The sequence below is a fragment of the Tumebacillus lacus genome, from assembly GCF_026410385.1.
GTDB classification, from domain to species: domain Bacteria; phylum Bacillota; class Bacilli; order Tumebacillales; family Tumebacillaceae; genus Tumebacillus; species Tumebacillus lacus.
On record NZ_JAPMLT010000005.1, the window covers coordinates 202,647 to 228,240 of the forward strand.

The window sequence follows — 25,594 nt, forward strand, 5'->3', positions numbered from 1 at the left end:
CGAACAAGCGTTCCGGTTATCCACAGTACCCTGTGCACAGACTGTGGAAAGGTTGTGGATGCATTGTGGAAAAGGCGTATATTTCCAGTAAAGATCGCATGGAACAATGGGGACAAACTTATCCACAGTTTCCAGAATTCGACTGCATGCCAGAAGAAAAAAATTTTTTCGACAAGAAATTCGACCGACCCGCCCAATTTAGGTATAATTAGAATGAATCTAGGAGGTGCTTCAACATGTCAGACACGAAAGCAAAAACCAATGCAGGTCTGCAAGACGTAGTAGCAGGCGAATCCAACATCTGCTTGGTAGACGGCAAGCTCGGCCGCCTCGTCTATCAAGGGTACGATATTAACGATCTTGTAGGAAAAGCTTCTTATGAAGAAGTCGTTTATTTGCTGTGGCACGGCAAGTTGCCGACCCAGCCGGAACTCGACGCGCTGGACCGCGAACTGAAAGCAAACCGCGAGATCCCGGCCGACGTCCTCACGCTCGTGAAAGCGCTTTGCGAGTCCAAGTCGGCACCGACCGGCATGGAGATCCTGCGCACCGTCACTTCCTATGTGGGCGCTCTCGACGCGGACAAGTCGATGACCCGCGAAAACCATCTCCGACAATCGGCGAAATTGGTCGCACTTCTGACTTCTGTCACCGCTGCCATCGGGCGCTTCACCCAAGGCAAAGCATACGTCGCGCCGCGACATGACCTCGGTCACGCGGCAAACTTCCTTTATATGCTGCACGGCGAGGAAGCGGACGCTCTGTCGGTTGAAGCGTTCGACGTGGCGTTGATTCTCCACGCGGACCATGAGTTTAACGCTTCGACGTTCACCGCGCGTTGCACCGTCGGTACGCTGTCTGACGTTTACTCCGGCGTCACCTCGGCGATCGGCGCGCTGAAAGGCCCGCTGCACGGCGGCGCCAACGAAGACGTGCTCCGCATGCTGATGGAGATCGATGACATCGCGACCACCGCCGATCTGCTGCGGGATCGGCTGAACAACGGCGTCAAGGTGCCGGGCTTCGGCCACCGCGTCTACCGTTCCTACGACCCGCGCGGCCTTGTGCTCAAGCGATATGCGAAGGAACTGACCGCAAAAGTCGGCGTGACCAAGTGGTACGAGATGACCGAGATCGCGGAAGCAGTCGTGCTGGAGCACTTTGCGAAAAAAGGAAAAGATCTCAAGTACAACGTCGACCTCTACTCCGGCTCCCTCTACAACGCGATGAACATCCCGGTCGAGCTGTTTACCCCGCTGTTCGTGATGTCCCGCGTCTCCGGCTGGACGGCGCACATCCTGGAGCAGTATGCCAACAACCGCATCATCCGTCCGGTCGCTGACTATGTCGGCCCGGTCGATCAGGCGTTCCAGCCGATCAACGAGCGATAAACGTCCAAGCGGGTCTCTCTTTTTGAGAGGCCCGCTTTTTTTCTTTCCAGAAAGGGAATGTCTGAGGGATTGCCGAATAGATAGAAGAAGCGGAAATAGTAAGGGGGTTGTCGATAGTGATCGTACAACAGTTAAAATTGGAAGTGCATAAAGTGATCACGATAGAGCCGTCTGCGAACTTGAAATCGCTGCTCGAGACGCTGGATCGTTCCGGGTTCCAGCACATCCCGGTCGTCAGCGACGGGATCTTCTACGGCATGGTCGGTTACGCAGATGTTCACAAAGCATTTTTCGAAAGCCAGACAGACAGAGAGAAATTTCTGGCGGAAACCACGGCGGAGAGCATCGCGGTCAACCGCGGCGCGACTATCCATGAAGAAGGCCATATCGAAGACATCCTGAAAGGGATCGACCGCGTGCCGTTCCTCGCGGTGCTCGACGAGAGCAACCGTTTCAACGGGATCGTGACAAAAAGCGCGTTGACGGAGATGATCCGCGACGGTCTTGGCATGCACAAACCGGGCGTTCGTTTGACGGTGTCGATGCCGGAGATGCAAGGCTATCTGGAGAAGTTCGCCATGGTCGTCAAAGACCACAGCAACATCTTCGGCCTGCTCGTCCTCGACGACAACACCTCGTTTGGCTACCGTCGCGTCACGTTCAAAGTGTCGCCTGACACCAACATCGACGCACTGACAGAAGATCTCAAACACATCGGCGTCCGCGTGTTCGACGTCGCCAAGTAATCACATACCTGACAGCGAGAAGCGCTCACATCTGATCTTTGATGTGGGCGCTTTTTTTCACCATCCGGCCGCTGGGCACATATCATGACAGCGACTAGGAGCAGAAAGGAGTGAGAGGCAGTGCCATTGGTCGTCATTGATCCGGGGCATGGGGGAAGAGACCCGGGAACGAGCGGAAACGGGTATCAGGAGAAGACGCTGGTCTTGAGCACAGCGATAATGTTGCGCGATGCGTTGCGACGTTGCGGGGTGAACGTGCTCATGACGAGAGAGACAGACACGCTGCCTTTGCCAAGCGGGACGATCGGTCAAGATCTGGCGTACCGCGCCGATCTCGCCAATCGAAACAACGCGGACCTCTTTGTGTCCTGGCACATCGATTCGGCAGCAAACGCGACCGTAAGCGGCGTCGCCGTCTGGATCTATCCGGCGACGCGAGGCACGCGGACGGAGACTTGGGCGCAGCGGATCTCCGACGGGATCGCAGCCAATACGGGGCAGCGCAACCGAGGCGTGTACCTCGGAGACTTCCAAGTGTTGCGCGAGACGGAGATGGACGCGGTGCTGGTGGAGGCCGGGTTTATCACCAACGCGCAAGAGGCGAACAACCTCGCCAACACGGAGTTTCAGCGGGCTCAGGCGGAAGGAGCGGCTCGGGCGATCTGCGACTTGTTCGATCTGCCGTATGTCGCCCCGGTGCGACCCGACCCGACGCCGCGCCCGACCACACCGCCGCCTGCGACGGAGCAGCCGCCCGCGCAGAATCGGCCGGAAGAGTGGCCCGACTGGGCAGAAGATGCGATACGCAGCATGATCGAATGGGGCGTGATGACCGGCTATCCGGATGGTTCCTGGCGGCCGGATCAGAACGTGACGCGCGCGGAGCTGGCCGTGGCGTTGACCCGCTTTTACAACTTCATCCGTGGTGGAAACGGAGGTGTCTAACGGGCGATGACAGAACAAGTGATGGCGTACTTGGATCAGGGTCTAGGCATCGTGTTGGAAATCGCCATCCTCGCCGGTCTCTTCTTTTTACGCAAATTGCGCGGGAACGTCGAAGGGTTTTTTGATTCCCGAACGAACGCGCAGAAGCGTCAACTGCTGGCCCAACTGGGCAAGGAAGCGTTTGCCTATGCGGAGACGGTGTACCGCGGCGGTGACGGGCCGGCCAAATTGAACGAGGCGGTTCGCTATATGATCGACCGCTGTGAAGACTGCGGGCTTGGCGAAGTCCCGATGAAGGAGATGCGCGCCGTGATCGAGGGCGCGTGGCTCGACGACCGCCGCAAAGCGGGACTCGGGGTGGCGACGGTGTCGACCTACAGAGCCGAACAGCGGTGACGCAAAAAAACTCTCTCGGCTATCGAGAGAGTTTTTTTATGTACGGGACGATCAGCAGAGCCAGCAACACGCCGCACGCATCGACCCACACATCGATGCTGTGTCCGGTGCGGTGAGGCACAAACGTCTGGTGCCACTCGTCGGACGCCGCATAGAGCACGGAGAGGACGAAGGTGATCCCCCATACGGTCGGACGACGCAACGCAGTGGCCGTCCACATCCCCCACATCAACGCGGCGAGGATGAAGAACTCGGTGACATGGCCGCCTTTGCGAATGAAGAATTCGACAAAGTGGAACGGGTTGCGGTACGAGACCAGTCCGCCGTCGTACGTGAACTCGACGGGTGGGATCAAGCGGGCCAACGTCTGCTCGGAGACGAGCGTGTGCAGCCACGGCTTCAAGTCTTGCTGCTGATACGGTTCGCCCGATTTCCAAAAGATCAAGGCCATCCACAGCAGTGTCAGGATCAGAAACAGGGTGAAACGGCGGCGACGCACGATCAAGCCGCGACACCTCCTCCTTGCAATCTAGGAATCTGTCAGATGCTTTACATGATTACAGAAAAGGACAAGACCTGCAAGTGCAGATCTTGTCCTTTTTGGCTGTCGCGGCCGATTAGTGCAGGTCCGCGCGATCCGGTTCGGAGATCTCCGAGAGGGCGTATCCGGCTTCATCCTCATGGATGCCTTCCACCGCCAAGTCGCCGATGGCGCAGATGCCGACCAAGCGGCCGTCTTGGACGACCGGCAGACGGCGGACTTGGTGAGTCGCCATCAGCTTGGACGCTTCGTGCGCATCGGTGTCCGGAGTGACAGACACGACTTGGTCCGTGTAGCACTCACTGACTTTGGTGGAGTTGACGTCCATGCCTTTGGCGACGGCACGGATGACGATGTCGCGGTCGGTCATGACGCCTTCGAGGCGCTGCGAGCCGTCGTTCGATACGATCGGCACGATCCCGACATCGAGCTCCTCCATGATTTGCGCAGCTTGTTGCAGGGTGTCGTTGGTGGTGCAGCTTTCCACATCGGGGGTCATCAGGTCACGGATTTTCATCGAATCGCCTCCTCAACAGAGTTGGATATCCGTTCGTCTGCTAGTATGCCGCAACGGTACGGGCCGTATGAAGGTAAAAATTAGACCTGCGCTTCGCCGAGCGGGCGCGCCGGGTACGAGATCTCATGCAAAGCAACGCCTGCTTCGTCTTCGAGCGGGCCTTCTTCCGCGAGGTCGCCGATCGAGACGATCCCGACCATGCGGTTCTGGTCGTCGACCACCGGCAAGCGGCGGATCTGGTGCTCGGCCATCAGTTGCAACGCTTCCTCCGAGTTGGAGCGCTCCTCGATGGTCACGACTTTGCCCGACATGCAGTCGCCGATTTTGGTCTGTCCGTTCATGCCTTTGGAGACAGCGCGCACGACGATGTCGCGGTCGGTGATCATGCCTTGCAGATGGTTGTTCTGTACGCAGACCGGGATGACGCCCACGTTCAGGTCGAGCATCAGCTTGGCTGCATCCTGAATCGTGTGCTCAGGTTTGAGCGTGACGACATCTCGGGTCATCAGTTCACGAATTGATTTTTTCACGGTCTCGCCCTCCTTCACCTTTTTATGAAGACAGAAAAAAAGCTGGCGGGAGCGTCCCCGTCAGCTTGTAGTATGCGGTGCGGCAAAGGGTGTTATGCTGCCTTTTCTTTCTCGCCGAACGCGGCATACAGACCCCATGCGCCAAGCAGGATGTGCACCAGATTTTCGACCACTTCCAGATGGATGCCGACCAGCTCCGGCAGGAAGAAGCCGACGATGCCGAGCAACAGATAGACCGCGCCGAGGATCTGCGCGTACAGCTTGGCCCACGCCTCGTTGCGCGCAGCGGCGAGACCGAGGAACCCGAGCACGAGGTGGACGACATTGTGGGTGGTATCAAAATGGATCAGTCCGAGGAGGTCCGTAACGAAGAAGCCGAGCACACCGAGGAGCAACGCCAGCCAACCTGCAGTCCGAGCAAATACCTTCGTCATACCGTATTCCCTCCTAATGATGAATGAGATGCGGGGCGATTGACCCCGCTCATGAACGGTATATGGGCAGGTTCGAACGATTATGACAAAGGAAGCGAGCCGCGGACTCAGGTTCTGTTTTTCACAATCGACTCATAAACCAACAGGGAGATATGGTCGTCCGACTGGGGCGTACAAAAAAGGAGTGAAAGCCAGTTGGTGCAAGATCGGTACAGAAGGTTCGCACGGTATCGCGATGACCGGCTGCATGCGGTTGCTCTCGACCCGAACCGCCTGTGGGTGTATTGGGACGAAGGGACGGCCGTGCAGCGGATCGCGAGCAGGGGATTGCAAGAAGGCTGGGAGAGCCTGCCACGCTATGTCCGTGTGAGCGGGACAGACGGGGAGGCGAGGATGTGGTCGGTCGCCGGAGGTGCGGGTTCGATCTATGTGGAATCAGACGCGGCGGGCGACCGTTGCCGGGTGGAGTACGGGATCGGAGCGCCCGGCGGCTTTCTCCCTTTGTTTGAGCGGGACGTCAAGTTGCCGGGCGGACAGGGGGGCGAAGCACGACTGCGACGGGAACCCGCGACGAGCTTTAGCGCGTACACGATCTATACCCAGGCGTAAGGAGGCGGGGCTGTGAAGTATATGGCGATGGTTTTGCATGCCCATCTCCCTTATGTGCGCCATGAGGAGAGCAGGCAGGCGTTGGAAGAGCGATGGTTGTTTGAAGCGTATTCGGAGACGTATCTGCCCTTGTTGGCGATCTGGGAGCGTTTGGAGCGCAAGGGGACACCGTTTGCGTTCGCCTTGACGGTGTCGCCGACGCTGTTGACGCTGCTGTGCGACAGCGAGATGTCGGCCCGCTACGTCCGCCATCTGAAAAAGACGGTGGAGCTGGCACGGCGCGAGTTGGTGCGGACGGTGCACGAACCCAAGGTGCAGCGGCTGGCGCGGATGTATTATGCCCGCTATGTGGAGCTGCTGGACCGATTTGAACGGTATGGACGGAACATCGTGCCGCAACTGGTCGGGTTGGCCGACCGGGGTCATTTGGAGATCTTGACTTGCGCGGCGACGCACGGATTTTTGCCGGCTCTCGGCAATCGAAACTCGCAGCAGGCGCAGATTCGTGTAGCGGTGGAGACGCACCGTCGATTGACAGGTCGGACTCCGCGCGGGATCTGGCTGGCCGAATGCGGCTATGTGCCGGGCATCGAGAGCGTGTTGGAGGAGCAGGGGTTGCAGTATTTCCTCGTCGATTCGCATGCGTTTGACTCTGTGGCCGACAGCACCGTCTACGCACCGCTCCGAGTGGGGTCGTCGCAGGTGTACGCGCTGGCTCGCGACCCGGAGGCGGCGAGGCAGGTGTGGAGTTCCTTTGTGGGCTATCCGGGCGACCCGGACTACCGGGAGTATTATCGGGACATCGGTTTTGATCTGGACTTTGAAACGGTGAAAGATTTTGTGCATCCGGACGGGATTCGCGTGAACACGGGCATCAAATACCACCGCATCACCGGATCGGGCGACCAGAAAGAGCTGTACCGACCTGAAATCGCGGAGCAAAGATGTCAGGAACACGCCGCGCACTTTGTCGCATCCCGCAGACAAAAGCTTGACGAAATCACTCATTTCCTAGGAAATAATGGTCAGCCGCCGCTGATCGTGGCGCCGTACGATGCTGAATTGTTCGGTCATTGGTGGTTTGAAGGCCCGCAATGGCTGGAACAAGTCGCGCTCCAGTCGGCTGCAGCCGGGGTGGAGATGACCACACCCGGCCGCTATCTCGATCTGTACCCGGAAGCGAAGTCGGCCGAGATGTCGATGACGTCGTGGGGACGGGGGGGCTACGCGGAGGTGTGGGTTAATCCGGCCAACGACTGGATCTATCCGCATTTGCACCGGATCGAAGAGCGGTTGATCGACCTTGTGCGTCGCAAGCAGCGGGACGGCATGGATGATCTGACCGCGCAGGCGTTGAGACAGATGGCGCGGGAGGTGCTGCTGGCCGAGTCGAGCGACTGGGCGTTCATCATGACGATGGGCACGACGGTGGAGTACGCGGTGCGGCGAACTGAGGAGCATCTGCATCAGGCCGCTTTGCTCGCCGAGGCGATTGAAACGGGCTCCATCGATGAGGCGGTCCTGCGTGCGTTGGAAGCGGCCTCACCGATCTTCCCGGATTTGAATCTCGATGTGTTTTTGGACGGATGGGATGCGGAGAACACCGCTCGCCGCCGGGTGTTGATGTTGGCGTGGGAGTTTCCGCCGCGCACGGTGGGCGGGTTGGCACGTGCGGTCTACGATCTGTCGCGGGCGTTGGCGCAGGAAGGGGCGGAGGTCCACGTGGTCACCTGCCACGGGGACGAGACGTTGGAGCGCGAGGTCGTCGAAGGCGTGTGCGTGCATCGGGTGACTGCGCCTGTCTATGAAGACGGAGGCGATTTTGCCTTATGGGCGACGTTGCTGAACATCCGATTGGCAGCGATGGCCAACCGGGTCCTGAGCGCATACGGCCCGTTTGACGTGATCCATGCGCACGACTGGCTGGTGGTCGACAGTGCGCTGATGCTCTCCGAGATGTCCGGCTGTCCGCTGGTGTCGACGATACATGCCACGGAGTACGGCCGCCATCACGGACTGCACAACGACCTGCAGCGCAAGATCGCAGGGATCGAGCAAGAGTTGGCGCATCGGTCTCGCGAGGTGATCGTGTGTTCGGAATATATGCGGGCGGAGATGCGGTTTATCTACCAGGTGCCGCCGGGAAAATTGCGCGTGTTACCAAACGGCGTCGATCTGGCGGAAGTGACGAGGGGCACACAACAAGCGCTGGGTCTGCCAAGGCAAAGGCGCGGGAAGGACGCCGGTGCGACCGTCTTTTATGTGGGGCGGCTCGTGCGGGAAAAAGGCGTGCAAGTGTTGCTGGACAGCGCTCCGGCTGTGTTGCGCGTGTTCCCGGACACGGTGTTTCAGATCGCAGGCAAAGGCCCGATGCTGGAGGCGTTGCAACGGCAGGCGGCAGAGCTTGGCATCGGGCACGCGGTGCACTTTCTCGGCTTTGTCGACGACGAGCGGCGCAATCAGCTGATCGAGCAGGCGGACGCGGCCGTCTTTCCCAGTTTGTATGAGCCGTTTGGCATCGTGGCGCTGGAGGCGATGGGGATCGGCACGCCGACGGTGGTGTCGCAAACGGGCGGACTTGCCGAGATCGTCGAGCACGAAGTCGACGGGTGGCTGGTCGAGCCGGGCGACAGTGCACAATTGGCGTCGACGCTGTTGAAGATCCTCAGTGACCCGGAGCTGGCGCGGGAGGCGGCGGCACGGGGGCGGGAAAAGACGATCACCCGATACGGCTGGGGATCGATTGCGCGCGGGACGTTGCAAGTGTATGAAGATGTGATCACAGAGCACCAAAACGGCCGTCCGGAGGTCGCAGAGAGAGAAGAAAAACCGGTCACTTTATAGGGAGACGGGGGAACTCGAACATGAAAGCTGTCATTCTCGCCGGTGGGAAAGGGAGCCGTCTGCGTCCGCTGACCTGCAACAAACCGAAGCCGATGGTGCCGCTGCTGGGTATTCCCTGCATGGAATACACGATTGACCTGCTGCGGCGGACGGGGATCACGGAGATCGCCGTCACGCTGCAATACATGCCGGACGCGATCCGGGGCTATTTTGGCGACGGGTCGGAGTTTGGCGTGAAGATGCATTATTTTGAAGAGCATGCGCCGCTGGGCACGGCCGGATCGGTGAAAAACGCGCATGAGTTTCTTGACGAGACGTTTCTCGTCATCTCCGGCGACGCGCTGACCGACTTCCATCTGCTCGACGCGCTGCGCAGCCATCAGGAGAAAGGCGGGCTCGCCACCATTGTGCTCACCCGCGTGGAAACGCCGCTGGAGTTTGGCGTGGCGATCACCGAGGCGGACGGGCGGATCGTGCGCTTTTTGGAGAAGCCGTCGTGGGGCGAGGTCTTTTCCGACACGGTGAACACCGGCATCTATCTCTTTGAAAAAGAAGTCCTCGATTTCATCCCCCGCGACCAAGAGTTTGATTTCAGCAAAGACCTGTTCCCCTTCCTGATGGCGAACGGCTACCCGCTGCACGGGCATATCGCCGACGGCTACTGGTCGGACATCGGCAATCTGGCGCAGTATCGCCAGACCCAATTTGACATGCTCGACGGCAAGGTGCAGGTCGGCATTCGCGGCACCCGCGTCGCGCCGCGGATCTTCGTCGGGCAAGGCGTGGAGATCGGCGACGGCGTGGATCTGGCCGGGCCGTGCTTCATCGGGCGCGACACGGTGATCGAGCCGGGCGTGACGGTGGGACCGTATACGGTGATCGGTGAAGGCAATCTGATCAAAGCGGGCGCGTCGCTCAAGCGCACCGTCGTCTGGAACGGCAACTACATCGGTGAAGGCGTGGAACTGCGCGGGGCGACGTTGTGCGGCAACGGGACGCTGGAAGGGCATGCGGCGGCGTTTGAAGGAGCGGTGATCGGCGACGCCTGCACGTTGGGTGCCAAGTCGGTCGTCAAGCCGCAGGTGAAGCTGTGGCCGGCCAAACGCCTGCAGGAAGGAACGATCGCCCACACGTCGCTGATCTGGGGCGAGAAACTGGAGAAGCATCTGTTCGGGCTGCAAGGCGTGCAGGGCATCTGCAACGTCGACCTCACCCCGGACTTTGCCGGGCGGCTGGCGGCGGCCTACGGCGCGACGCTGCCGTACGGGGCGCGGGTGGTGATCTCCTGCGACGACGACCCGTTTTCCACGCTGATCAAGCGGGCGTTTGCAGCGGGACTGCACTCGGCGGGCGTGCATTCGCAGGACGCGGGACTTGGCACGACGCCGATGTTGCGCCACGCCGTTCGCTTGCTGGAAGCGCAGGGCGGGGTGCACGTCCGCCGCTTTGGGGCGACCGGCGATGACCGCCTCTTGATCGAATTTGTCGACAGCGCCGGGTTGAATATCGACAAAGGGCTGGAGCGCAAGATTGAAAACGCATATTGGCAGGAAGATTTCCGTCGGGCGCACCGGACGCAGATCGGCCGACAAGAGTTCAGCCCGCAGTTGACCGAGACGTACATCGCCGACCTGCTTCGCCAAGTGGATGCCGATGAGATCAAGCGCGAACGGTTCCGGATCGCCTTGCAGATCGAAGGCGGGCAGCTCGCCGCCGTGGTCGCGCCGCTGTGCGAGGCGCTCGGCATCAAGGCGGTGCACATCCCGGCAGAGGAGGCGGCGCACGGAGAGTTGCAAGCGACGGTCGCAGGCGGGGCTTGCCACCTCGGGGTGCGGATCGATGAAAACGGTGAAAAGATCGCCTTGGTCACCGAGCAGGGACAGATCGTGGAAGGCGACCTGTTGCTGGCGTTGCAGATGCTCGTCCACCTGACGACCGGCGGCAAACGGTTTGCCGTGCCGGTGACCGCTCCGACGGTGCTGGAACTGCTGGCCACACAGTTTGCCGGCGAGGTGGTGCGCACCAAAGCCAACCCGCGCTCTTTGATGGAGCCGATGCAAAGCGAGGCGTTCCCGATGCTCCACGACGGGCTGTTCACCTGGGTCAAGGTGCTCGGCTCGCTGGCCAAAGGAAGACGGACGCTGTCGTCGCTCCTCGGCGATATCCCGCATTTCCACATCTTGCGCCGGGATGTGCATTGTCCGTGGGAGGAAAAGGGCCGCGTGATGCGCCTGTTGATCGAGGAGACGAAAGGCGAGACGGTCGAACTGCTCGACGGGATCAAAGTGTTCACCGAGAGCGGCTGGACGCTGATCTTGCCCGACTCGGATGAGCCGCTGTTCCAGGTGTTCGCGCAGGGAGCGACCAAGCAAGAGGCGGAAGAGTTGGCCGGCAGTTTTGCGGAAAAGATCCGCGTCTACCAATCAGAACATGCGAAAGGACGTGGATAGGGTGCCACGAACGCTGGTCATCGGCAACGGTCACATGTTCATCGGCTTTGACGGAGCGACGAACATGCGCGACCTCTATTACCCGTACGTAGGTCAGCTCAACCACATCGGCGGCAATCGCAACTCCATCGGCGTCTACGTCGACGGTCATTTTTCATGGTGCGACGAATCAGGCTGGGAGATCCGCTCCCGGTACCGGCCCGGCACGCTGATCACCGATGTCTGCGCTCGCCACGCGGAGATGGGCGTGACGCTCCACATGGAGGACGCCGTTCATTTCCGGGAACACGTGTATGTGAAAAAAATCCGGGTCGTCAACGAGCAACCGCATGTGCGCGAGATCCGTATTTTCTTCACGCACGACTTTTGCATCGACGAGACGGAGATCGGCGACACCGCCTGTTACGACCCGGTGCTCAACGCCGTCTACCACTACAAGCGCAGTCGCTATCTGCTCGCCAACGGCTACACGCATCTGGGCGGCCTGTTCCAGTACACGACCGGCATCAAGCGATTCCACTCGCTGCAGGGCACGTGGAAAGACGCGGAGGACGGCGAGCTGTCGGGCAATCCGATCGCGCAAGGGTCGGTCGACAGCACCGTGTCGTTTAAACTGCACGTGCCGGGAGACGGCGAGGAGACGATGTACTATTGGATCTCCGTCGGCCGCACCTTCCCCGAGGTGAAGGAGAGCAACGCGTGGGTGTTGCAGCGGACGCCGGAGCGGTTGTTCCATGAGATCGACGCGTATTGGCGGGAGTGGTTGCGCCAGTCGCATGCGGAGTTTGGCGATCTGCCGGAACCGATCATCGAACTGTATAAACTGTCCTTGATGACCGTGCAGACGCTGTCGGACGCAAACGGCGCGATCATCGCCGCCAACGACACCGACATTTTGCAATACAACCGCGACCACTACTCGTACATGTGGCCACGAGACGGCGCGTTGATCGCGCACGCGATGAGCCAAGCCGGCTTTGAACGGATCGCCAATCGGTTTTTCAGGTTTTGCGAGGACGCGCTGACGGCGGGCGGATTTTTGTTGCACAAATATAACCCGGACGGTTCGGTCGGCTCCAGTTGGCACCCGTATCTCAAGGACGGCGAGCCGCAACTGCCGATCCAAGAGGATGAGACGGGGCTGGTGCTCTGGGCGCTGTGGGAGCATTATCAAAAATACGGCGATGTCGAACTGGCCGAGTCGCTGTACCCGACGCTGATCGCTCCGGCGGGTGACTTCCTCATCGAATACGTCTACCCGCAGTTGAACCTTCCCATCGAAAGCTACGATCTCTGGGAGGAGCGGCGCGGCATCTTTACTTTCACCGTCTCCACCGTGATCGCCGGCGTGCGGGCCGCGCGCAATTTTGCTCAGGTCTTTGGCGATGTCGAGCGGGCGCAGCGGATGCAGAGCGCGGCTGAGCGGCTGCTGGAAGGCCTCGACCGCCATCTCTACGACCCGGTGTTGGGCCGGTTCCTGCGCGGTGTGGAGTTGGGTGCGGGCGGCGAGATCAAAAAAGACAAAACGCTGGAGTCCAGCCTCTACGGGTTGTTCCACTTTGACATCCTCTCGCCGGACGATCCCCGCCTGCAAGCGACGATGGAGCGGGTCTGGGAGGGCCTTCGCGTGCGCACCGACGTGGGCGGCGTGGCTCGTTACACCGACGACGGCTATTTCCGCAAATCGGGCGACATCGAGAGCGTGCCGGGCAATCCGTGGATTATCTGCACGCTGTGGGAAGCAGCCTGGCGGATCGAGGCGGCCGAAACGCTGGAAGACCTCGCAGTCGCCAAGGAGATCTTTGAATGGGTGCTCCGCCATCGCTTGGAGAGCGGCTTGCTCCCGGAGCAACTGCATCCGTACAAAGGGACTCCGCTCTCCGTCGCGCCGCTGACGTGGTCACACGCGACGCTGGTGCAGGAAGTGCTGCGCTACGGGCGGCGGTACCGGGAGTTGGCGAACAAATCGATGTTTGCGGGGAAAGAAACCGAATAGCTCTGCCCGTGCAAAAAAGCGTGCCTCCGCTGTCGGAAGCACGCTTTTGTTTTTACCACGGGTAGATGCCGATGTTGTCATCCATGCCGGGGATGCGTTCGAGGATCGTCACCACTTCGGCGAGGGTGATGTTCGCTTTCGGGCGAAACTGGTTGTTCGCACCGCGCATCACGCCAAAGGAGTAGCCGATGGCGACAGAGCCTTGCGCCCATTCGGAGATCTCTTGGCTGTCCGCATAGGGCAGTTTGAAGATCGAGTGGTCCTGCGACAGGCGTTTGTACCCGGCCATGCGGGCAAAGATCGTCGCCGCCTCTTCGCGGGAGATCGCGTCGGTCGGGCGGAACGCGTCGCTTTTGCGGATCCAGCCTTTGCGGTACGCCTCCTCGATCTGAACAAACTGCGGATGGTCCTGCGAGATATCCGGGAAGGTCGGTTCCGTTTTTTCATTTGGAACGTACGCGACGGTGCGGTCCACCGCAAGGCGGATCAGTTCGGCGCGGGAGATCGCTTGATCCGGATGCGCTTTGCCTTCTGCCGACACGTTCAAGTGGCCCAGTTTCGCATAGCGGGTGAGCACCTCCTCCGCCCAGTGACCGACGATGTCGGTCGGCATCGACGGTTTCGGTTTCGACGCTTCTCTTTCGTTTTCGAGGAACGGTTTGCCCGTATGCGCGTTGAGCACAAAGTCCAGATAGCTCGCCCGTTTCGGCGCATAGACCGGCACGGTCTCCGTTTCGCCGCTGTCCTTGTGGACGATCAGCCATGACAGACGAAGCGGGATCTGATCGAGCAGAATCGACTCGGCGCGTTCCGGCGTGATCACGCCTTGAGCGGACGGATACGCGGTCAGTTCCTCTCCGTTCAGGAAGTCGGTTTGCACGCGCAGCAACTGGCCGGCCGCGTCAAAGTACAGCTGGACTCCGCCGTCTGTCGCCAAACCGTTGTGAAGTTGGGGGAATCGGACGACTCGTTGCTCGTTGCCGTTTTCGAACTCCAGCGGACCGTCGGTCAGGCCCAGCAGGCCCAGACGGTTCGGGAACAGACCGGTGACGAGTTCCACCGCCTTTGCTTTCACATCGGCATCGGACATCGCAGGCAGACCGTTCACGGGCGGATCACCAAAGTCATACAGGTGGGCCAGTTCGCCTGTGCTCGCATCGACCGAAAGAGAAATGTCATCGTCCAGATTGTTCGACTGGTGGTGAAGGTACCGCAACTGCCAGATTTTATGGCCGTCTTTTTCTGTGTACTGCGTGGAATGCGGGATATACCCTTCCCGGATCAACCCGTTTTTTTCAACGAGGTCGAACACTTCTTGCTCGGTCAGCGCCGTGGCTCGCTCACGGGGCGCGACCGGGCCGTTCGGTTGAAAGGGTGGCGTCCGGGTCAGGTTTGGTTCGGCGACCGGTCGACCTTGCAGGTCCAGGTATTCCCCGCTGCGTGCGTCAAACAAGGGCAGGTATTCGTGTTCGGCATAGCCTGTCGGGTTCCCGGAAGTCGAGCGGTACAAAGGCTTGTAGACTACCGTATATTCCGATTTGCCTTGGGAGTCGTACCGCCGCTCATAGCGGAGTTGCATCTCCAGCGTCTTGGCAAACAGGTCCTTGACTTGCTCCACAGTGAGCTTCGACTCGACCTCCGGCAGTTCGACGTCGGTCCAGTTCAGGTGAAACTGCGTGACTTCGCCGCCGGGAGACACTTCCATCCAGATGCGGTCGTTGATCACATACGCGCCGTCCCGTGTCTTCCGATCCCAGTTTAACCGCATAGTACCGGTCGGTGTTTGCCAACCGGTCGAGGCGTTGCGAGCCAGTTCGGGGAGAACTTGCGGCGCATATCGTTTCAAAAATGCCTCGCCGTTCTCGAACTGTTGGTCGAGGGTAAACTCTTTCGCCTCGGCGGTGGACGGGCGGGTCATGGCGAGCAGTTGGCCTGTATTTGCATCGAGAGTGGCCAGCAGAGTGCCGGAGCCCTTCGTGCTTTCAAACCACATCGACCAACTGGGAACGGTCGCTTCTTTCTGCCATTCGCCTGCCCCCTTCTGGTACAGGGCGACGGAGCGAACCGACCAGTCCGACTCCGCCAGCGCAAACATGTCGCGCGCCTTCGCGACGGCCGCATCTCTCGACAGTTGGACCGCGCTCGTGTTCATTTCTGCCGCCAGAGCAGGAGCGACGGGGAAGACGGTGACGCCGCTCAGAAAAAGGCCGGCGGCGACCAACAAGGGCAGAAAAGACCCGTTGCGTTTTTGCATGTGACAAATAACTCCTCTCATCTTTGGGAAAAGAACTATATTTTAGAAAATATTGTCTATCAGAGTATACCATAAAAAGACAGCGCGCTGTCCCAGGAAGTCGGTCAGCACGCTGTCTTTTTCATACAGGATTATAAAATAATCCCGCGCATTTTCAAGTTGTCGGTCAGGCATTGCTTCATATATTGAAGGCATTCGTTCGCCCGCGAATACTCGCCGCGTTTTTGATAGAGATCACCGAGCATCGACCACGTTTCCGCCAGTTCGGCCAACTGATCATAGGCGCGATAGATCTGCGTCGAGCCTTCCAACGCTTTCACAGCGGCGTCGGTGTCGCCGAGTTTGTCCTCGATCAGGCCGAGCGTGCGCAGCACCGGCGCTGCTTCCTTGGCGCGCTGCGGCAGGTCGCGCAGGGCGAGGGTGCACTCGTTTTTGCCGTCGAGATATTCGCCTGCCCGCAGGTGCATGCGGGCGATCTCGGCGCGCACCGCCGCTCCTTCGTTCGTGTAGCCGTGGCGGTTGTATTCGTCCAGACATTGGCGGAAGATGCGCATCGCCTCGGTGACTTGGCCTTCTTCGCCTTTGAGCAGGCCGTAGTTTTTCTTCACATCGATGGAGAGCTTGATGTTTTTCAACGATTCAAAGATCGCGATCGCATATTGGGAATACTCGGTCGCTTTTTCATATTCGCGCATTTTCTTATAGCTCAGCCCAAGGCCGATATAAGTGAAGCCGATCTGTTCAAAATGGCTGGACGACGACAGGAACTGGTACGCCATCCCAAAGTACTCCAGCGCTTCTTCAAATTCGCCGAGCTGGTTGTGGACCTCCCCGAGGTGCGTGAGGATCTGCGACTGCAGGAACGGCTCCGGCTGGGAGAGTTGGTCAAACTGCTCATACGCTTTGCGCCAGTGAAAGATCGCCATATGGTATTTGCGACGCTCTTTTGCGATCAGTCCCAGTTTCAGCAGGCCCTGCAAGGACGCGGTCGGGATGCCTTTGGTGATGCCCAGTTCGATCACCCGGTCAAACAGCAAGATCGCATCGTCATACCGCTTCATGGCCAGATAGCAATCGCCCAGATCAAAATTGACGTCGATCTGATTGAGATTGGGGGCGGGCTTTTCCAATAAGGACTCCAGCAGAGTGGCCGCCCGTTCAAAATTGTTGGAGGCGAGCAGCGCTTTGGCAACTTTATGCGCGCTGGTCTGTTCCAATTGGGTCTGCACGTCTGATAAAAAATGTTCGAGCGGGGTCTCCAGTTTCTCCGCGATTGCTTCGAGGACTTTGTAAGAGGGGTTTGCTTTATCCGATTCAATTTGGGAAATCATGCTCGGCGTGACGAGACCGTTGCCAAGATCGCTTTGGGTGAGACCTTTTGCGACCCGGAGTTCCCGAATTTTCTGTCCCAACGACATACTCTCAAAACCTCCACGTATGTGATGCGTATAGGCTCCATTTTACTACTTTAGGTATAGCGAATAAAGAGCAAAATAAAGTTTATATGAACTTTTTTTATAACTTAAGTGATAACGGAAAGCAAATAAGTAATAGTTCTAAGGTTTATCTACAAATGGATATTTATGTAAAAGCAGCCCGACGACATCGCCGGGCTGTTCCACATCGTTTACAAGCGGACGCGTCGCCAAGGTGTTTTGTCAGCGAGGAGGCCGTGTGCGCGCACTTCCGCAGAGAGCAAGACCGTCTGTGCGTCTGACAGAGCCGAGCGGGGGATGGACAGGAGCAGCCGGTTGCCAAAGCATTGCAGGTCGGGCTGTTCCCCTTGGAGGAGGGGGAGCATCGTCCGGATGCGGCCGCTCTCGACGTAGAGATCGAGCCGGGAGCGTGTGCTGTCCGGCAACCGCAGATGCAGCGCGTAGTCGTAGCCGAGCCGGACGCTGCCGCCAAACTCCAAGCACAGCCAGAGCCGGTCGGCATCGCGGGCCGCGCCGATCTTTTGCAGATCGGCGTTTGACGATTGCGCCGCCGTCTGATCGTGTGCCGGGTCGCAGACGATCATGTGAGGCAGGGGCGATCTTTGCAAAAAGACCTGTGTGCCGCGGCCTTGCAGTGGGGCGACTTGCGGCAAGGAGTAGGCGGCGGTCAGTTCGTTGGTGCGGACAAAGGAGGTCAACAGATCGCGCATCACCCGCACCTGCGAGCGGTGGGTGAGAATCGAGGTATGCTTTTGCGACTGCTCCAAAGCGGTCAGCGGCTGTTTGTTCCAGCGCACGCCGTCGATGTGAGCCAGCCGCGCCGGCGGGGCGAGCGACTTGACCGGGTGATAGGTACGAGGGCTGGGATAGTCCGGATAATGCACCAGATACGTGAGTTCGCGGGGAGCACTCTTGGTTTTGGCCAGTGCGTACTGAGTGAAGGCGGACGTCGACCAGTGATCGCGGTGCACATCGTGCGGATCGGGATAGAGGACGTCGGTCGGCCGAAACTCGCCGATCACCCGCGTCAGGTCGAATGACACCGACTGGCCGCAGTACGGCGCACCGCGACGGTAAGCCAGCCGGTACGGCACCTGTTGATGGCCGTTGATCCCGCGATACGGACGTGTTGTGTCCCAGTGCGTGTCCCACAACTGGTGAAGTCCTGCGTCCGGATAGCCGAGAAACAAAATGTCCCGCTCCGTCAGGCCGATCTTTTTGGCGGCTGCCAGCTCCTCCCGCTGACGGAGCAGCCCGAGCCGGTACATGTCGTCCGACGTGGGAGACGCGATGCCAAACGCCCGTTTGGCGGCGGTGCGAAACCCGTCGCCGTTCGTCATCACGACGAGCCGCACCTGTCCGCCTGCGTGCAGCGTGCGTTCGATCAAGCCGGTGCCGGCCAGCGATTCGTCGTCCGGATGCGGCACGATCACCAGCAAGCGCGTGCGGGGGCCGGGAGTGAAAGCGGCGGCCTTGGCCAGGCCCGGCTGCCAGGCGAGCAGCAGTGAGCCGATGAGGGCGGAGAGCAGCAAGCGGCGAAACCACATGGGTCGACCTCTCCTTTCCCCGAGAATGGCATAGAGTCTTTGGGTACATTGTGCCGAAACACCCCCTGACCTTATTCAGAGTAGAGGACTTTCTGCGAGGGTACACTGAAGAATGGAGGTGAGCCAGATGACAACACGCAAAACGGGCGAACGCGCGAAACTTCGCGAACGGAATGTGAACAACGATGAGTTGAATGCTCCGTGGCGCAACACGCCGCTCGACAACTGGAGCAAAGACACCGATCCGTTTATCATGTCCGGGGACAAATACGTGGACAACGACCACGACCTCGGCACGACGCGGCGGGAGAACATCGAACTGCTGAACGGTCAGCGCAATCCGGTCATGGCTCCGTTCATGCACCCCACGCACGATGTGTCGATGCGAAATGGGGACAAGTGACATCGGCTCCCTGCCGCACAACGAAAACAGCCACCTGCAGCGGGTGGCTGTTTTCGCTATTTCTTCTTCTTTTTTGCTTTTTTCGTCTCCCGCTCCCATTTGCGCAGGTGCGGCGTCGGATCAAACGCCCATTCGCGCGTCCCCGACTCGCGATACATCCCGTAATGCAGATGCGGCGCAAACTTGCCGGACGTGCCCGGTTTGCCGTAGCCGCTGGAGCCGACCGAGCCGATCAGTTGACCCGGCTTGACCAGCGAGCCGTGTTTCAGCCCTTTTTCAAAGCCGCGCAGATGCGCGTAATAGTGATAGACGTTGTTGAGATCGCGGATGCCGATCCGCCAGCCGCCGTATTTGTTCCAGCCGATCACCTCGACGACGCCGTACGACGTCGACACCACCGGCGTGCCGCTGCCGGCAAAGATGTCGCACCCTTCGTGGACACGGCGTCCGCCCCAACCGCGCGGATCGCCCCACGTCGAGCGATAGGAATAATTGTAGCGCAGCGGGATCGGGAACGAGTGGCCGCGCACGTCGGTCGTGCCCGCTTCTTTAAAGATCTGAGCAAATCCGGTGATGCGGTCGACGACCAGCCCGTCGCGGTAATACTCCCACAGGGAGACCCGGATCGCTTGCTCATTCGTGCCTTCCTTCGCGAGCAGTTTGGCCATCGTGTACATCGCGTCCACCGGGTCGGTGCGATCCGCTTTTTTGTCGTTGTTGCCATCGAGGCCGATGCCGCCGAAGATCTGGATCGTCATCGGATTGATATCCTCAGCCGTCGGATTGGTCGCGCCGCTCCATTTCTCCGCCGGGATCTGGACTTGGATCGGCGACGTGTTGCGCTCTTCCTTTTTCCTGCGCCAGTGGATGCCCATCTCATACTGATTGACCGCCGCGAGATAGTACCAAGGGACCCGCGTCTTGCGTTCGACCTGTTGCAGCACCGGCATCTCTTGCTGAGCGACTTCGGCGGAGACCAAGTCGAGCGACTCCGGGTTTGCCGCCTTGGCAGCGACCGTTGTATCGGTCGCGGCCGCAAACGACGGCAGCGGCCAGAGAGTGAGCGTGAGCATCAACGGCAACATCCAGGCTGTCTTGCGTGTCTTCATCGCATGATCACCTCAATATTCGTCGATCTTCAATTCTTCACCCAGCACTTGCATCGCATCGATCTTGCGCTCTTTCTCCAACAGTTTTGCGTGGCTTTCATCGGCGACGTTGAAGTAGAAAAATTTATCTCCTTGTTTCTGAGGAACCGTTTTCCGTGTTTGCTTGTTTGCCATCGCGTCTCACCCCTCGATTGATCTTGATCTAGTGTACCCGCTCTGCACCTTCGTTTGAGAGGGAAATGATGGGGGATACAAGGCGGAACAGGGGACAAATGTTAAGATTGTGTAAAACATGTCTCTTTTTGTCGAACGGGTATTGTCAGCGTCGATGGGAAAGGATAAATTGATAAAGGATTTATACCAAGCCGATACATATTCTTAGCAAAAATGGACTTGAAATCGAACTGTCATAGGGAGGACAACCTGTCATGTTGCGACTGGGACCGAAAAACGACGCATTCTTTGACCTGCTGGAACAGGAAGTCAACAACGTACATCGCGGAGCCAAGCTGTTGGTGGACCTGATGGAGAACTACACGGATGTGCAGGCGAAGTTCGATCAAATTCAAGACGTGGAACATAAAGGGGACGCGATCACCCGCCAAGTGATGGAGAAACTCAATTCTTCCTTCGTAACCCCGATCGAGCGTGAAGACATCGCTGCGATGGCGTTCACGATGGACGAAGTGCTCGACATCATCACCGGCGTCGCCGACCGTTGCGTGCTCTATCGCATCGGCGCTCCGACCCCGGAGATCATCGCGCTGTCCCGCGCCATGGAAGGCGCGACCGCAGAACTGGTCAAACTGGTACACCTGCTGCGCGAACTGAAATACGACAAGATCCCGGGCCTCGTCAAAAACGTCAAGAAATGGGAGTCGGAGTCCGACCAGATCTATCGTCGCGCCGTGGCGAAACTGCTCAACGACGAAAACGCCAACCCGATCTACGTCATCAAGTGGAAAGAGATCTACGAGAAGTTGGAGGACGGCGTCGACTTCTGCGAAGACGTGTCCAACCTGGTGGAAGGGGTCGTCCTGAAAAATGCTTGATGCGGGCCTGTCTCTGATCATCCTCGTCGTCATCTTGGCGCTGGCGTTTGACTTCATCAACGGCTTCCACGACACGGCGAACGCGATCGCCACCTCGATCTCGACCAAGGCGTTGAGCCCGAGAGCGGCGATCATCCTCGCCGCTTCCATGAACCTGTTGGGCGCGCTCACCTTCACAGGCGTGGCCAAGACGATCGGCAAAGGCATCGCCGACCCGTTCAAGCTGAGCAACGGTCTGTGGATCGTCGCGGCGGCGATGCTCGCTGCGATCATCTGGAACCTGATCACGTGGTACTATGGGATTCCGTCTTCCTCGTCCCACGCGTTGATCGGCTCGCTGACCGGGGCTGTCATCGCGGCTGCCGGATTTTCCGCGATCAACTCCGGCGGCTTTGTCTCGATCCTCAAGGCGCTCCTCTTCTCGCCGATCATCGCACTGGTCGTCGGTTTTGTGGTGATGTTGCTGTTATATTGGATCTTCCGAAACGCCAACCCCGGCAAGATGACGCGCACTTTCCGGGGGTTCCAAGTGCTCACCGCTGCGTTCCAAGCGTTCATGCACGGCACCAACGACGCGCAAAAAGCGATGGGCGTCATCACCTTTGCGCTGATCGCCGGCGGTTTCCAAACCACCGATGACATCCCGCTCTGGGTCAAGCTGGCTGCGGCTGCCGCGATGGCGGCGGGCACCGCGTCCGGCGGCTGGCGGATCATCAAAACGGTCGGCACCGGCATCATCAAGATCAAGCCGGTCAACGGCTTTGCTGCCGACTTGACCTCGGCGTCTGTCATCCTGACCGCGACGCTGTTGCATCTGCCGGTCTCCACGACGCACGTCATTTCGTCGGCGATCATGGGTGTCGGTGCGGCCAAAGGCTTCAACAAAGTCAAATGGGACGTGGCGGGCAAGATCGTCACGACTTGGATCATCACCTTGCCGATCACGGCGGTGCTGGCTGCGTTGATCTACTGGCTGCTCGATCTGTTGTTCATCTAAATACGTATCTCAGGATCACCTTCGCTCGCAAATTCGGGCGGAGGTGTTTTTTTATTTCCGCTTGTGAATAGGTGCTTCGAGTTGGAGACACACTGAAAAGCGAGGGAGCAAAACACCTACATACTTTCGTTCGCGATGGAGGGAAACAACAGATGAATCAACAGTTTGGCACCAACATGATGATGATGGGCGGCCTGCCAAATGCTGGCGGTCAACAACAAGGACAAGGGTTCAACTCCTTTAACCAAGGCTTCACGAATCAAGGTCAACTGCAACGGATCCATCAAAACTCCCTGTTTGGCGGGCAAGAATCCCAAATGAGCGGCAACCCGCAGGTGCAACGCATCCATCAAGCCACGATGCAAAACGGCATGATGGCGCAACCGCAATTCGCACAAAACGGCGGTTTTAACCAAGGCTTCCAAAACCAGTCGTTTAACCAAGGCTTCCAGAACCAGAACCTGCCCAATGGCGGCGGTCTGCAACAAAACCAAGGCTTCAACACCTTCCCGCAAAATTTCCAAAACCAAAGCTTGCAAAACAGCGCGCAACTGCAACGCATCCATCAAAACTCGCTGTTTGGCGGTCAAGAGAGCTCGTATTCTTCGCCGCAAGTACAACGCATCCATGAAGCGTCGATGCAAAACGGCATGATGGCGCAACCGCAAATCAACCAATACGGGCAACAATCCTTCGGTGGCGGCTTCAACCAAGGCTTCCAAAATCAATCGCTCCCGAACGGCGGCGGCCTGCAACAAAACCAAGGCTACAACCAAGCGTTCAACCAAGGCGGCATGATGATGGGCGGTCAACCGTTCACCCAATCGACGATCCCGCAACAACAGCTCGACCGCATTCATCAAGCGTCCCTCTTCCAAGGCCAGTCCCAACTGGACAATCCGGCTCTGGGGCAAATTCATCAACGCACCATCAACGGAGAAGAAGCGAACGTCATGCGCGCAGGCTTTGGCGGCGGCTCGATGATGGGCAGCTCGATGATGGGCGGCAACATGGGCTCCCAGATGGGCATGATGGGCAATCAAGGCGCATTCCGTGCCGTCATGAACGCGGACCAATTCACCAACCGTTTTGACTCCGAGGGTCCGAGCTCTTACCCGGCGTCGATGTACACCGGCCAAAACCAGTATGACCATGTAAACCAATCGGTCCTGAACCAAATGGTCGGCCGTCAGTTCTAAGCCTTTTATTTGAAAGAAGAAGAGTCGGTCACCTCTCGCGGGGAAGCCGACTCTTTTTTGTAACATCTGGAAAACAGGAAAACCCTCTGCCTGTCACGAATAGTTTGAATAACGAATCACGGACTGAAAGACAGAAGAGGGGGAGGTAGTACCATGAACGAAACGCTGGTACAAATCAAAGGCACGCTGCTCACCGCGCCGACATCCTACCAGAGCATCGAGGAGGCGGACGAGATCTTCCTCGCCCGATTTGCGCCGGAGAGTGCCGTCCTCGTCGGCGAACAGGAGGCAGCGGAGCTGTATCTCAACTTCGGCGGTCATCTGCCGGAACTCGCAGTAGGCGACACGATCACCGTCGCCGGGACGGTGGAGGAGCGCCAAACGGTCACCCGTTCCGGAAAAATGCGTCGCGGCGGCACCTTTCATTTGATCGTGCAGGATTGGAAACGGTAAGTTGTGGTACACTAGAGAAGATACTTGCTATGCAGTAGGAGGAATCTTCTTTGACTTACAATGACAGCGCGAAATCCCTGCTCGACGACCTGTTGAGCCCGATCCCGTTCTTTGCCCGTCCGATGGCGAAAAAAGCGATCGAAAAAGAAATCTTTGCTCAAGCAGAAGCAGCCGGCCATGCAACGGTTGACGAAGACGACGTGGTGCGCGGTTACATCATCGCCGGCACGAAAAAAGACACCGACAAGGAAAAGATCAAATCGGTCCTCACTGGCAAGGGCTTCGATATTTCCAAGTACCAAGACCTGTTGGCGTAATGAGGCCAGAAAGCAAGAAAAAGAGCACGCTTCCCGATGACAGGGAGCGTGCTCTTTTTTGTATTCAGCCTCACCGGGTGTCGATGTTCCAATACGGATTGCCGTTTGTCCCGTACGCCCGCACTTGCACAAAGCGGGGATCGAACGCTTTGCGGACAAAGATAAACCCGCGGTTGTGCGACACGTCCAGCCGGTCTTTGCGTCCGTCGCGGTAGTTGACCTCGATGTGCTCGATAAACGGATTGTACACCCGCCCGGCCAGCACGCCGTAGCCGGGGTTGATCTCATTGTTCGGCGGGATCGCCCGCACGACCACGAGGTCTTGCGCCGGGTCGGTCACTGCCATCGGCCAGCGCGCGTGATGCACCGTGACCGAGCCGTCGGCACGGCGTCCGGCGAAGGCGAGTCCGTCATTGTTTGGCACCGCATACAGCACATACGTCCCGCCTGCGACATCCTGCGTTTGCAGCACCCGGAACTCGCTGCGCGCCTGCGCCGCCACCGGCATCGCCCGGAACAACTCCTCCTCAAACGCCCGCATATCCCCCGGACGCAACGGCAACGTGCCCGTCACCGAAGGACCGCCGATCTCTTGCACCTGCGCACGATCCGGCACCGGGGTCCCATCTGCCTGCGTACACCCGCTCACCACCACCGCACTCATCAACGCCACTGCCGTAAAACCGGCCACACCACGATTCACCAACCACATATGTAAACAGCCTCCTTCCGGAACTTGGAGTAAGTTGTGTGTAGTGTGCCCTCTCCACAATCTTTCAGTCTCCTGCTATAATGGAAGACTATTCTAAATTTTAGGAGGTAAATCACATGCAGATCTTGTTGATTCGTCATGGGCAGTCGGAAGCCGACTTGCTCGATGTACACGAAGGGCGGGCTGATTTTCCATTGACGGAACTTGGCATCGAACAAGTGCACAAGATGGCGCAGCGGGTAGCGAACGAGTTCCCGCCGGAGATGATCTGGGCCAGCACGCTCCAACGTGCGAGTGAAACTGCCTCCGTGTTGCAGCGTACGGTCGGCTGTCCGATTGAGTACCTGCCGGAACTGCGGGAGATGGACAACGGTGAGCAGGCCGGGCGGCCGATCACCGAAGGGCCGATGCCGTGGGAACTGTTGCACCACGAAAAAGTGGGCACCACCGGCGAGAGCTGGATCGAGTTTCGAGGACGCGCCGAACAAGTCTTTTCCTACATCCGCGAGCACAGCCGCCCGTACAAACGCATCGCCATCGTCGCGCACGGCGGCACGATCTCGCGTCTGATCGAGACGTTCCTGCAACTGCCGGTGATCCACAATCTTTATTTTCACACAGACGACACAGGCATCCACCTGCTGGAATACAACGACATCGGGAGAAAGATCTCCTTCACCAACAGCACCGCTCATCTGGACTGAACGACCGTTTGG

Annotated in this window: 25 protein-coding genes; 15 read left to right on the forward strand and 10 right to left on the reverse strand. The window is 58.8% G+C overall.

The features are described from left to right. The first annotated feature begins 236 nt into the window (after window positions 1-236). From OS242_RS12025 to OS242_RS12040, 4 genes are all read left to right on the forward strand, one after another. A complete protein-coding gene (locus OS242_RS12025; RefSeq protein WP_267151941.1) occupies window positions 237-1,391 on the forward strand; it encodes a citrate/2-methylcitrate synthase in 1,155 nt (384 codons plus the stop codon). Window positions 1,392-1,507: 116 nt separating this feature from the next. Further along, window positions 1,508-2,137: a CBS domain-containing protein gene (locus OS242_RS12030; RefSeq protein WP_267151942.1), complete on the forward strand. Its 630-nt coding sequence runs from the start codon at window positions 1,508-1,510 to the stop codon at window positions 2,135-2,137. A 120-nt stretch (window positions 2,138-2,257) separates the two neighbouring features. Continuing rightward, window positions 2,258-3,082 carry an N-acetylmuramoyl-L-alanine amidase gene (locus OS242_RS12035; protein WP_267151943.1) on the forward strand — a complete coding sequence of 275 codons (825 nt, stop codon included), beginning with the start codon at window positions 2,258-2,260 and terminating at the stop codon, window positions 3,080-3,082. A 6-nt stretch (window positions 3,083-3,088) separates the two neighbouring features. After that, complete coding sequence (locus OS242_RS12040) at window positions 3,089-3,478, forward strand: phage holin, LLH family (RefSeq protein ID WP_267151944.1); 390 nt, start codon at window positions 3,089-3,091, stop codon at window positions 3,476-3,478. Window positions 3,479-3,497: 19 nt separating this feature from the next. On the opposite strand, the gene OS242_RS12045 is transcribed toward OS242_RS12040, so the two are convergent. The 4 genes from OS242_RS12045 to OS242_RS12060 form a co-directional block, all read right to left on the reverse strand. After that, entirely contained in the window at window positions 3,498-3,977 is a 480-nt protein-coding gene (locus OS242_RS12045) for a VanZ family protein (protein ID WP_323372942.1), read from the reverse strand. Window positions 3,978-4,095: 118 nt separating this feature from the next. Further along, on the reverse strand, window positions 4,096-4,536 hold the full coding sequence (locus OS242_RS12050) for a CBS domain-containing protein (RefSeq protein ID WP_267151946.1): 441 nt from the start codon (window positions 4,534-4,536) through the stop codon (window positions 4,096-4,098). 80 nt (window positions 4,537-4,616) lie between these two features. Further along, window positions 4,617-5,066, reverse strand: a complete 450-nt coding sequence (locus OS242_RS12055; protein ID WP_267151947.1) for a CBS domain-containing protein — start codon at window positions 5,064-5,066, stop codon at window positions 4,617-4,619. Between the two features lie 92 nt (window positions 5,067-5,158). Then, window positions 5,159-5,500: a DUF4383 domain-containing protein gene (locus OS242_RS12060; RefSeq protein WP_267151948.1), complete on the reverse strand. Its 342-nt coding sequence runs from the start codon at window positions 5,498-5,500 to the stop codon at window positions 5,159-5,161. 195 nt (window positions 5,501-5,695) lie between these two features. Between OS242_RS12060 and OS242_RS12065 the strand changes: the two genes are divergently transcribed. Genes OS242_RS12065 through OS242_RS12080 form a run of 4 tightly spaced genes read left to right on the forward strand, consistent with a single transcriptional unit; the run spans window position 5,696 to window position 13,399 of the window. Next, window positions 5,696-6,109 (forward strand): hypothetical protein, encoded by a 414-nt coding sequence (locus OS242_RS12065; RefSeq protein ID WP_267151949.1) that lies wholly within the window; start codon window positions 5,696-5,698, stop codon window positions 6,107-6,109. A 21-nt stretch (window positions 6,110-6,130) separates the two neighbouring features. Next, window positions 6,131-8,953, forward strand: coding sequence for a 1,4-alpha-glucan branching protein domain-containing protein (locus OS242_RS12070; RefSeq protein WP_267152009.1), 2,823 nt, complete (start codon window positions 6,131-6,133; stop codon window positions 8,951-8,953). A gap of 20 nt (window positions 8,954-8,973) precedes the next feature. Then, on the forward strand, window positions 8,974-11,403 hold the full coding sequence (locus tag OS242_RS12075; RefSeq protein WP_267151950.1) for a sugar phosphate nucleotidyltransferase: 2,430 nt from the start codon (window positions 8,974-8,976) through the stop codon (window positions 11,401-11,403). A 1-nt stretch (window position 11,404) separates the two neighbouring features. After that, window positions 11,405-13,399, forward strand: a complete 1,995-nt coding sequence (locus tag OS242_RS12080; RefSeq protein ID WP_267151951.1) for a glycoside hydrolase family 15 protein — start codon at window positions 11,405-11,407, stop codon at window positions 13,397-13,399. A 52-nt stretch (window positions 13,400-13,451) separates the two neighbouring features. Here OS242_RS12080 and OS242_RS12085 read toward each other — a convergent pair whose 3' ends face one another. The 3 genes from OS242_RS12085 to OS242_RS12095 form a co-directional block, all read right to left on the reverse strand. Further along, a complete protein-coding gene (locus OS242_RS12085; protein WP_267151952.1) occupies window positions 13,452-15,653 on the reverse strand; it encodes a YcdB/YcdC domain-containing protein in 2,202 nt (733 codons plus the stop codon). Between the two features lie 131 nt (window positions 15,654-15,784). Beyond that, window positions 15,785-17,071 (reverse strand): tetratricopeptide repeat protein, encoded by a 1,287-nt coding sequence (locus OS242_RS12090; RefSeq protein WP_267151953.1) that lies wholly within the window; start codon window positions 17,069-17,071, stop codon window positions 15,785-15,787. Between the two features lie 209 nt (window positions 17,072-17,280). Next, window positions 17,281-18,636 (reverse strand): PIG-L deacetylase family protein, encoded by a 1,356-nt coding sequence (locus OS242_RS12095; protein WP_267151954.1) that lies wholly within the window; start codon window positions 18,634-18,636, stop codon window positions 17,281-17,283. 127 nt (window positions 18,637-18,763) lie between these two features. Between OS242_RS12095 and OS242_RS12100 the strand changes: the two genes are divergently transcribed. Beyond that, complete coding sequence (locus OS242_RS12100) at window positions 18,764-19,039, forward strand: DUF3905 domain-containing protein (protein ID WP_267151955.1); 276 nt, start codon at window positions 18,764-18,766, stop codon at window positions 19,037-19,039. Window positions 19,040-19,095: 56 nt separating this feature from the next. On the opposite strand, the gene OS242_RS12105 is transcribed toward OS242_RS12100, so the two are convergent. Together OS242_RS12105 and OS242_RS12110 are read right to left on the reverse strand one after the other, a co-directional pair. Beyond that, window positions 19,096-20,148: a M23 family metallopeptidase gene (locus tag OS242_RS12105; protein ID WP_267151956.1), complete on the reverse strand. Its 1,053-nt coding sequence runs from the start codon at window positions 20,146-20,148 to the stop codon at window positions 19,096-19,098. A 12-nt stretch (window positions 20,149-20,160) separates the two neighbouring features. Beyond that, the gene (locus OS242_RS12110) at window positions 20,161-20,322 is read right to left on the reverse strand and encodes a hypothetical protein (RefSeq protein ID WP_267151957.1); all 162 of its coding nucleotides are present in this window, start codon (window positions 20,320-20,322) and stop codon (window positions 20,161-20,163) included. A 254-nt stretch (window positions 20,323-20,576) separates the two neighbouring features. Here OS242_RS12110 and OS242_RS12115 point away from each other — a divergent pair, with 254 nt between their 5' ends. From OS242_RS12115 to OS242_RS12135, 5 genes are all read left to right on the forward strand, one after another. After that, the gene (locus OS242_RS12115) at window positions 20,577-21,200 is read left to right on the forward strand and encodes a DUF47 domain-containing protein (RefSeq protein WP_267151958.1); all 624 of its coding nucleotides are present in this window, start codon (window positions 20,577-20,579) and stop codon (window positions 21,198-21,200) included. Beyond that, window positions 21,193-22,197, forward strand: coding sequence for an inorganic phosphate transporter (locus OS242_RS12120; protein WP_267151959.1), 1,005 nt, complete (start codon window positions 21,193-21,195; stop codon window positions 22,195-22,197). Before OS242_RS12115 ends, OS242_RS12120 begins: the two co-directional genes overlap by 8 nt. Window positions 22,198-22,349: 152 nt before the next feature. After that, window positions 22,350-23,396 carry a hypothetical protein gene (locus tag OS242_RS12125; RefSeq protein WP_267151960.1) on the forward strand — a complete coding sequence of 349 codons (1,047 nt, stop codon included), beginning with the start codon at window positions 22,350-22,352 and terminating at the stop codon, window positions 23,394-23,396. A gap of 153 nt (window positions 23,397-23,549) precedes the next feature. After that, complete coding sequence (locus OS242_RS12130; RefSeq protein ID WP_267151961.1) at window positions 23,550-23,849, forward strand: hypothetical protein; 300 nt, start codon at window positions 23,550-23,552, stop codon at window positions 23,847-23,849. A 50-nt stretch (window positions 23,850-23,899) separates the two neighbouring features. Further along, window positions 23,900-24,166: a DUF2621 family protein gene (locus OS242_RS12135; protein WP_267151962.1), complete on the forward strand. Its 267-nt coding sequence runs from the start codon at window positions 23,900-23,902 to the stop codon at window positions 24,164-24,166. Between the two features lie 70 nt (window positions 24,167-24,236). On the opposite strand, the gene OS242_RS12140 is transcribed toward OS242_RS12135, so the two are convergent. Further along, window positions 24,237-24,878: a hypothetical protein gene (locus OS242_RS12140; protein WP_267151963.1), complete on the reverse strand. Its 642-nt coding sequence runs from the start codon at window positions 24,876-24,878 to the stop codon at window positions 24,237-24,239. A gap of 116 nt (window positions 24,879-24,994) precedes the next feature. On the opposite strand from OS242_RS12140, the gene OS242_RS12145 reads away from it, so the two are divergent. Then, window positions 24,995-25,582, forward strand: a complete 588-nt coding sequence (locus OS242_RS12145) for a histidine phosphatase family protein (RefSeq protein WP_267151964.1) — start codon at window positions 24,995-24,997, stop codon at window positions 25,580-25,582. Window positions 25,583-25,594 lie beyond the last annotated feature (12 nt).

Excerpts from the sequence above, each read along its gene's own strand:
- OS242_RS12105 (WP_267151956.1), bottom strand. The coding sequence starts at position 20,148 with ATGAAGACACGCAAGACAGCCTGGATGTTGCCGTTGATGCTCACGCTC.
- OS242_RS12110 (WP_267151957.1), bottom strand. The coding sequence starts at position 20,322 with ATGGCAAACAAGCAAACACGGAAAACGGTTCCTCAGAAACAAGGAGAT.
- OS242_RS12120 (WP_267151959.1), top strand. The coding sequence starts at position 21,193 with ATGCTTGATGCGGGCCTGTCTCTGATCATCCTCGTCGTCATCTTGGCG.
- OS242_RS12100 (WP_267151955.1), top strand. The coding sequence starts at position 18,764 with ATGACAACACGCAAAACGGGCGAACGCGCGAAACTTCGCGAACGGAAT.
- OS242_RS12060 (WP_267151948.1), bottom strand. The coding sequence starts at position 5,500 with ATGACGAAGGTATTTGCTCGGACTGCAGGTTGGCTGGCGTTGCTCCTC.
- OS242_RS12140 (WP_267151963.1), bottom strand. The coding sequence starts at position 24,878 with ATGTGGTTGGTGAATCGTGGTGTGGCCGGTTTTACGGCAGTGGCGTTG.
- OS242_RS12115 (WP_267151958.1), top strand. The coding sequence starts at position 20,577 with ATGTTGCGACTGGGACCGAAAAACGACGCATTCTTTGACCTGCTGGAA.
- OS242_RS12025 (WP_267151941.1), top strand. The coding sequence starts at position 237 with ATGTCAGACACGAAAGCAAAAACCAATGCAGGTCTGCAAGACGTAGTA.
- OS242_RS12125 (WP_267151960.1), top strand. The coding sequence starts at position 22,350 with ATGAATCAACAGTTTGGCACCAACATGATGATGATGGGCGGCCTGCCA.
- OS242_RS12070 (WP_267152009.1), top strand. The coding sequence starts at position 6,131 with ATGGCGATGGTTTTGCATGCCCATCTCCCTTATGTGCGCCATGAGGAG.
- OS242_RS12095 (WP_267151954.1), bottom strand. The coding sequence starts at position 18,636 with ATGTGGTTTCGCCGCTTGCTGCTCTCCGCCCTCATCGGCTCACTGCTG.
- OS242_RS12040 (WP_267151944.1), top strand. The coding sequence starts at position 3,089 with ATGACAGAACAAGTGATGGCGTACTTGGATCAGGGTCTAGGCATCGTG.
- OS242_RS12050 (WP_267151946.1), bottom strand. The coding sequence starts at position 4,536 with ATGAAAATCCGTGACCTGATGACCCCCGATGTGGAAAGCTGCACCACC.
- OS242_RS12090 (WP_267151953.1), bottom strand. The coding sequence starts at position 17,071 with ATGTCGTTGGGACAGAAAATTCGGGAACTCCGGGTCGCAAAAGGTCTC.
- OS242_RS12130 (WP_267151961.1), top strand. The coding sequence starts at position 23,550 with ATGAACGAAACGCTGGTACAAATCAAAGGCACGCTGCTCACCGCGCCG.
- OS242_RS12145 (WP_267151964.1), top strand. The coding sequence starts at position 24,995 with ATGCAGATCTTGTTGATTCGTCATGGGCAGTCGGAAGCCGACTTGCTC.
- OS242_RS12075 (WP_267151950.1), top strand. The coding sequence starts at position 8,974 with ATGAAAGCTGTCATTCTCGCCGGTGGGAAAGGGAGCCGTCTGCGTCCG.
- OS242_RS12085 (WP_267151952.1), bottom strand. The coding sequence starts at position 15,653 with ATGCAAAAACGCAACGGGTCTTTTCTGCCCTTGTTGGTCGCCGCCGGC.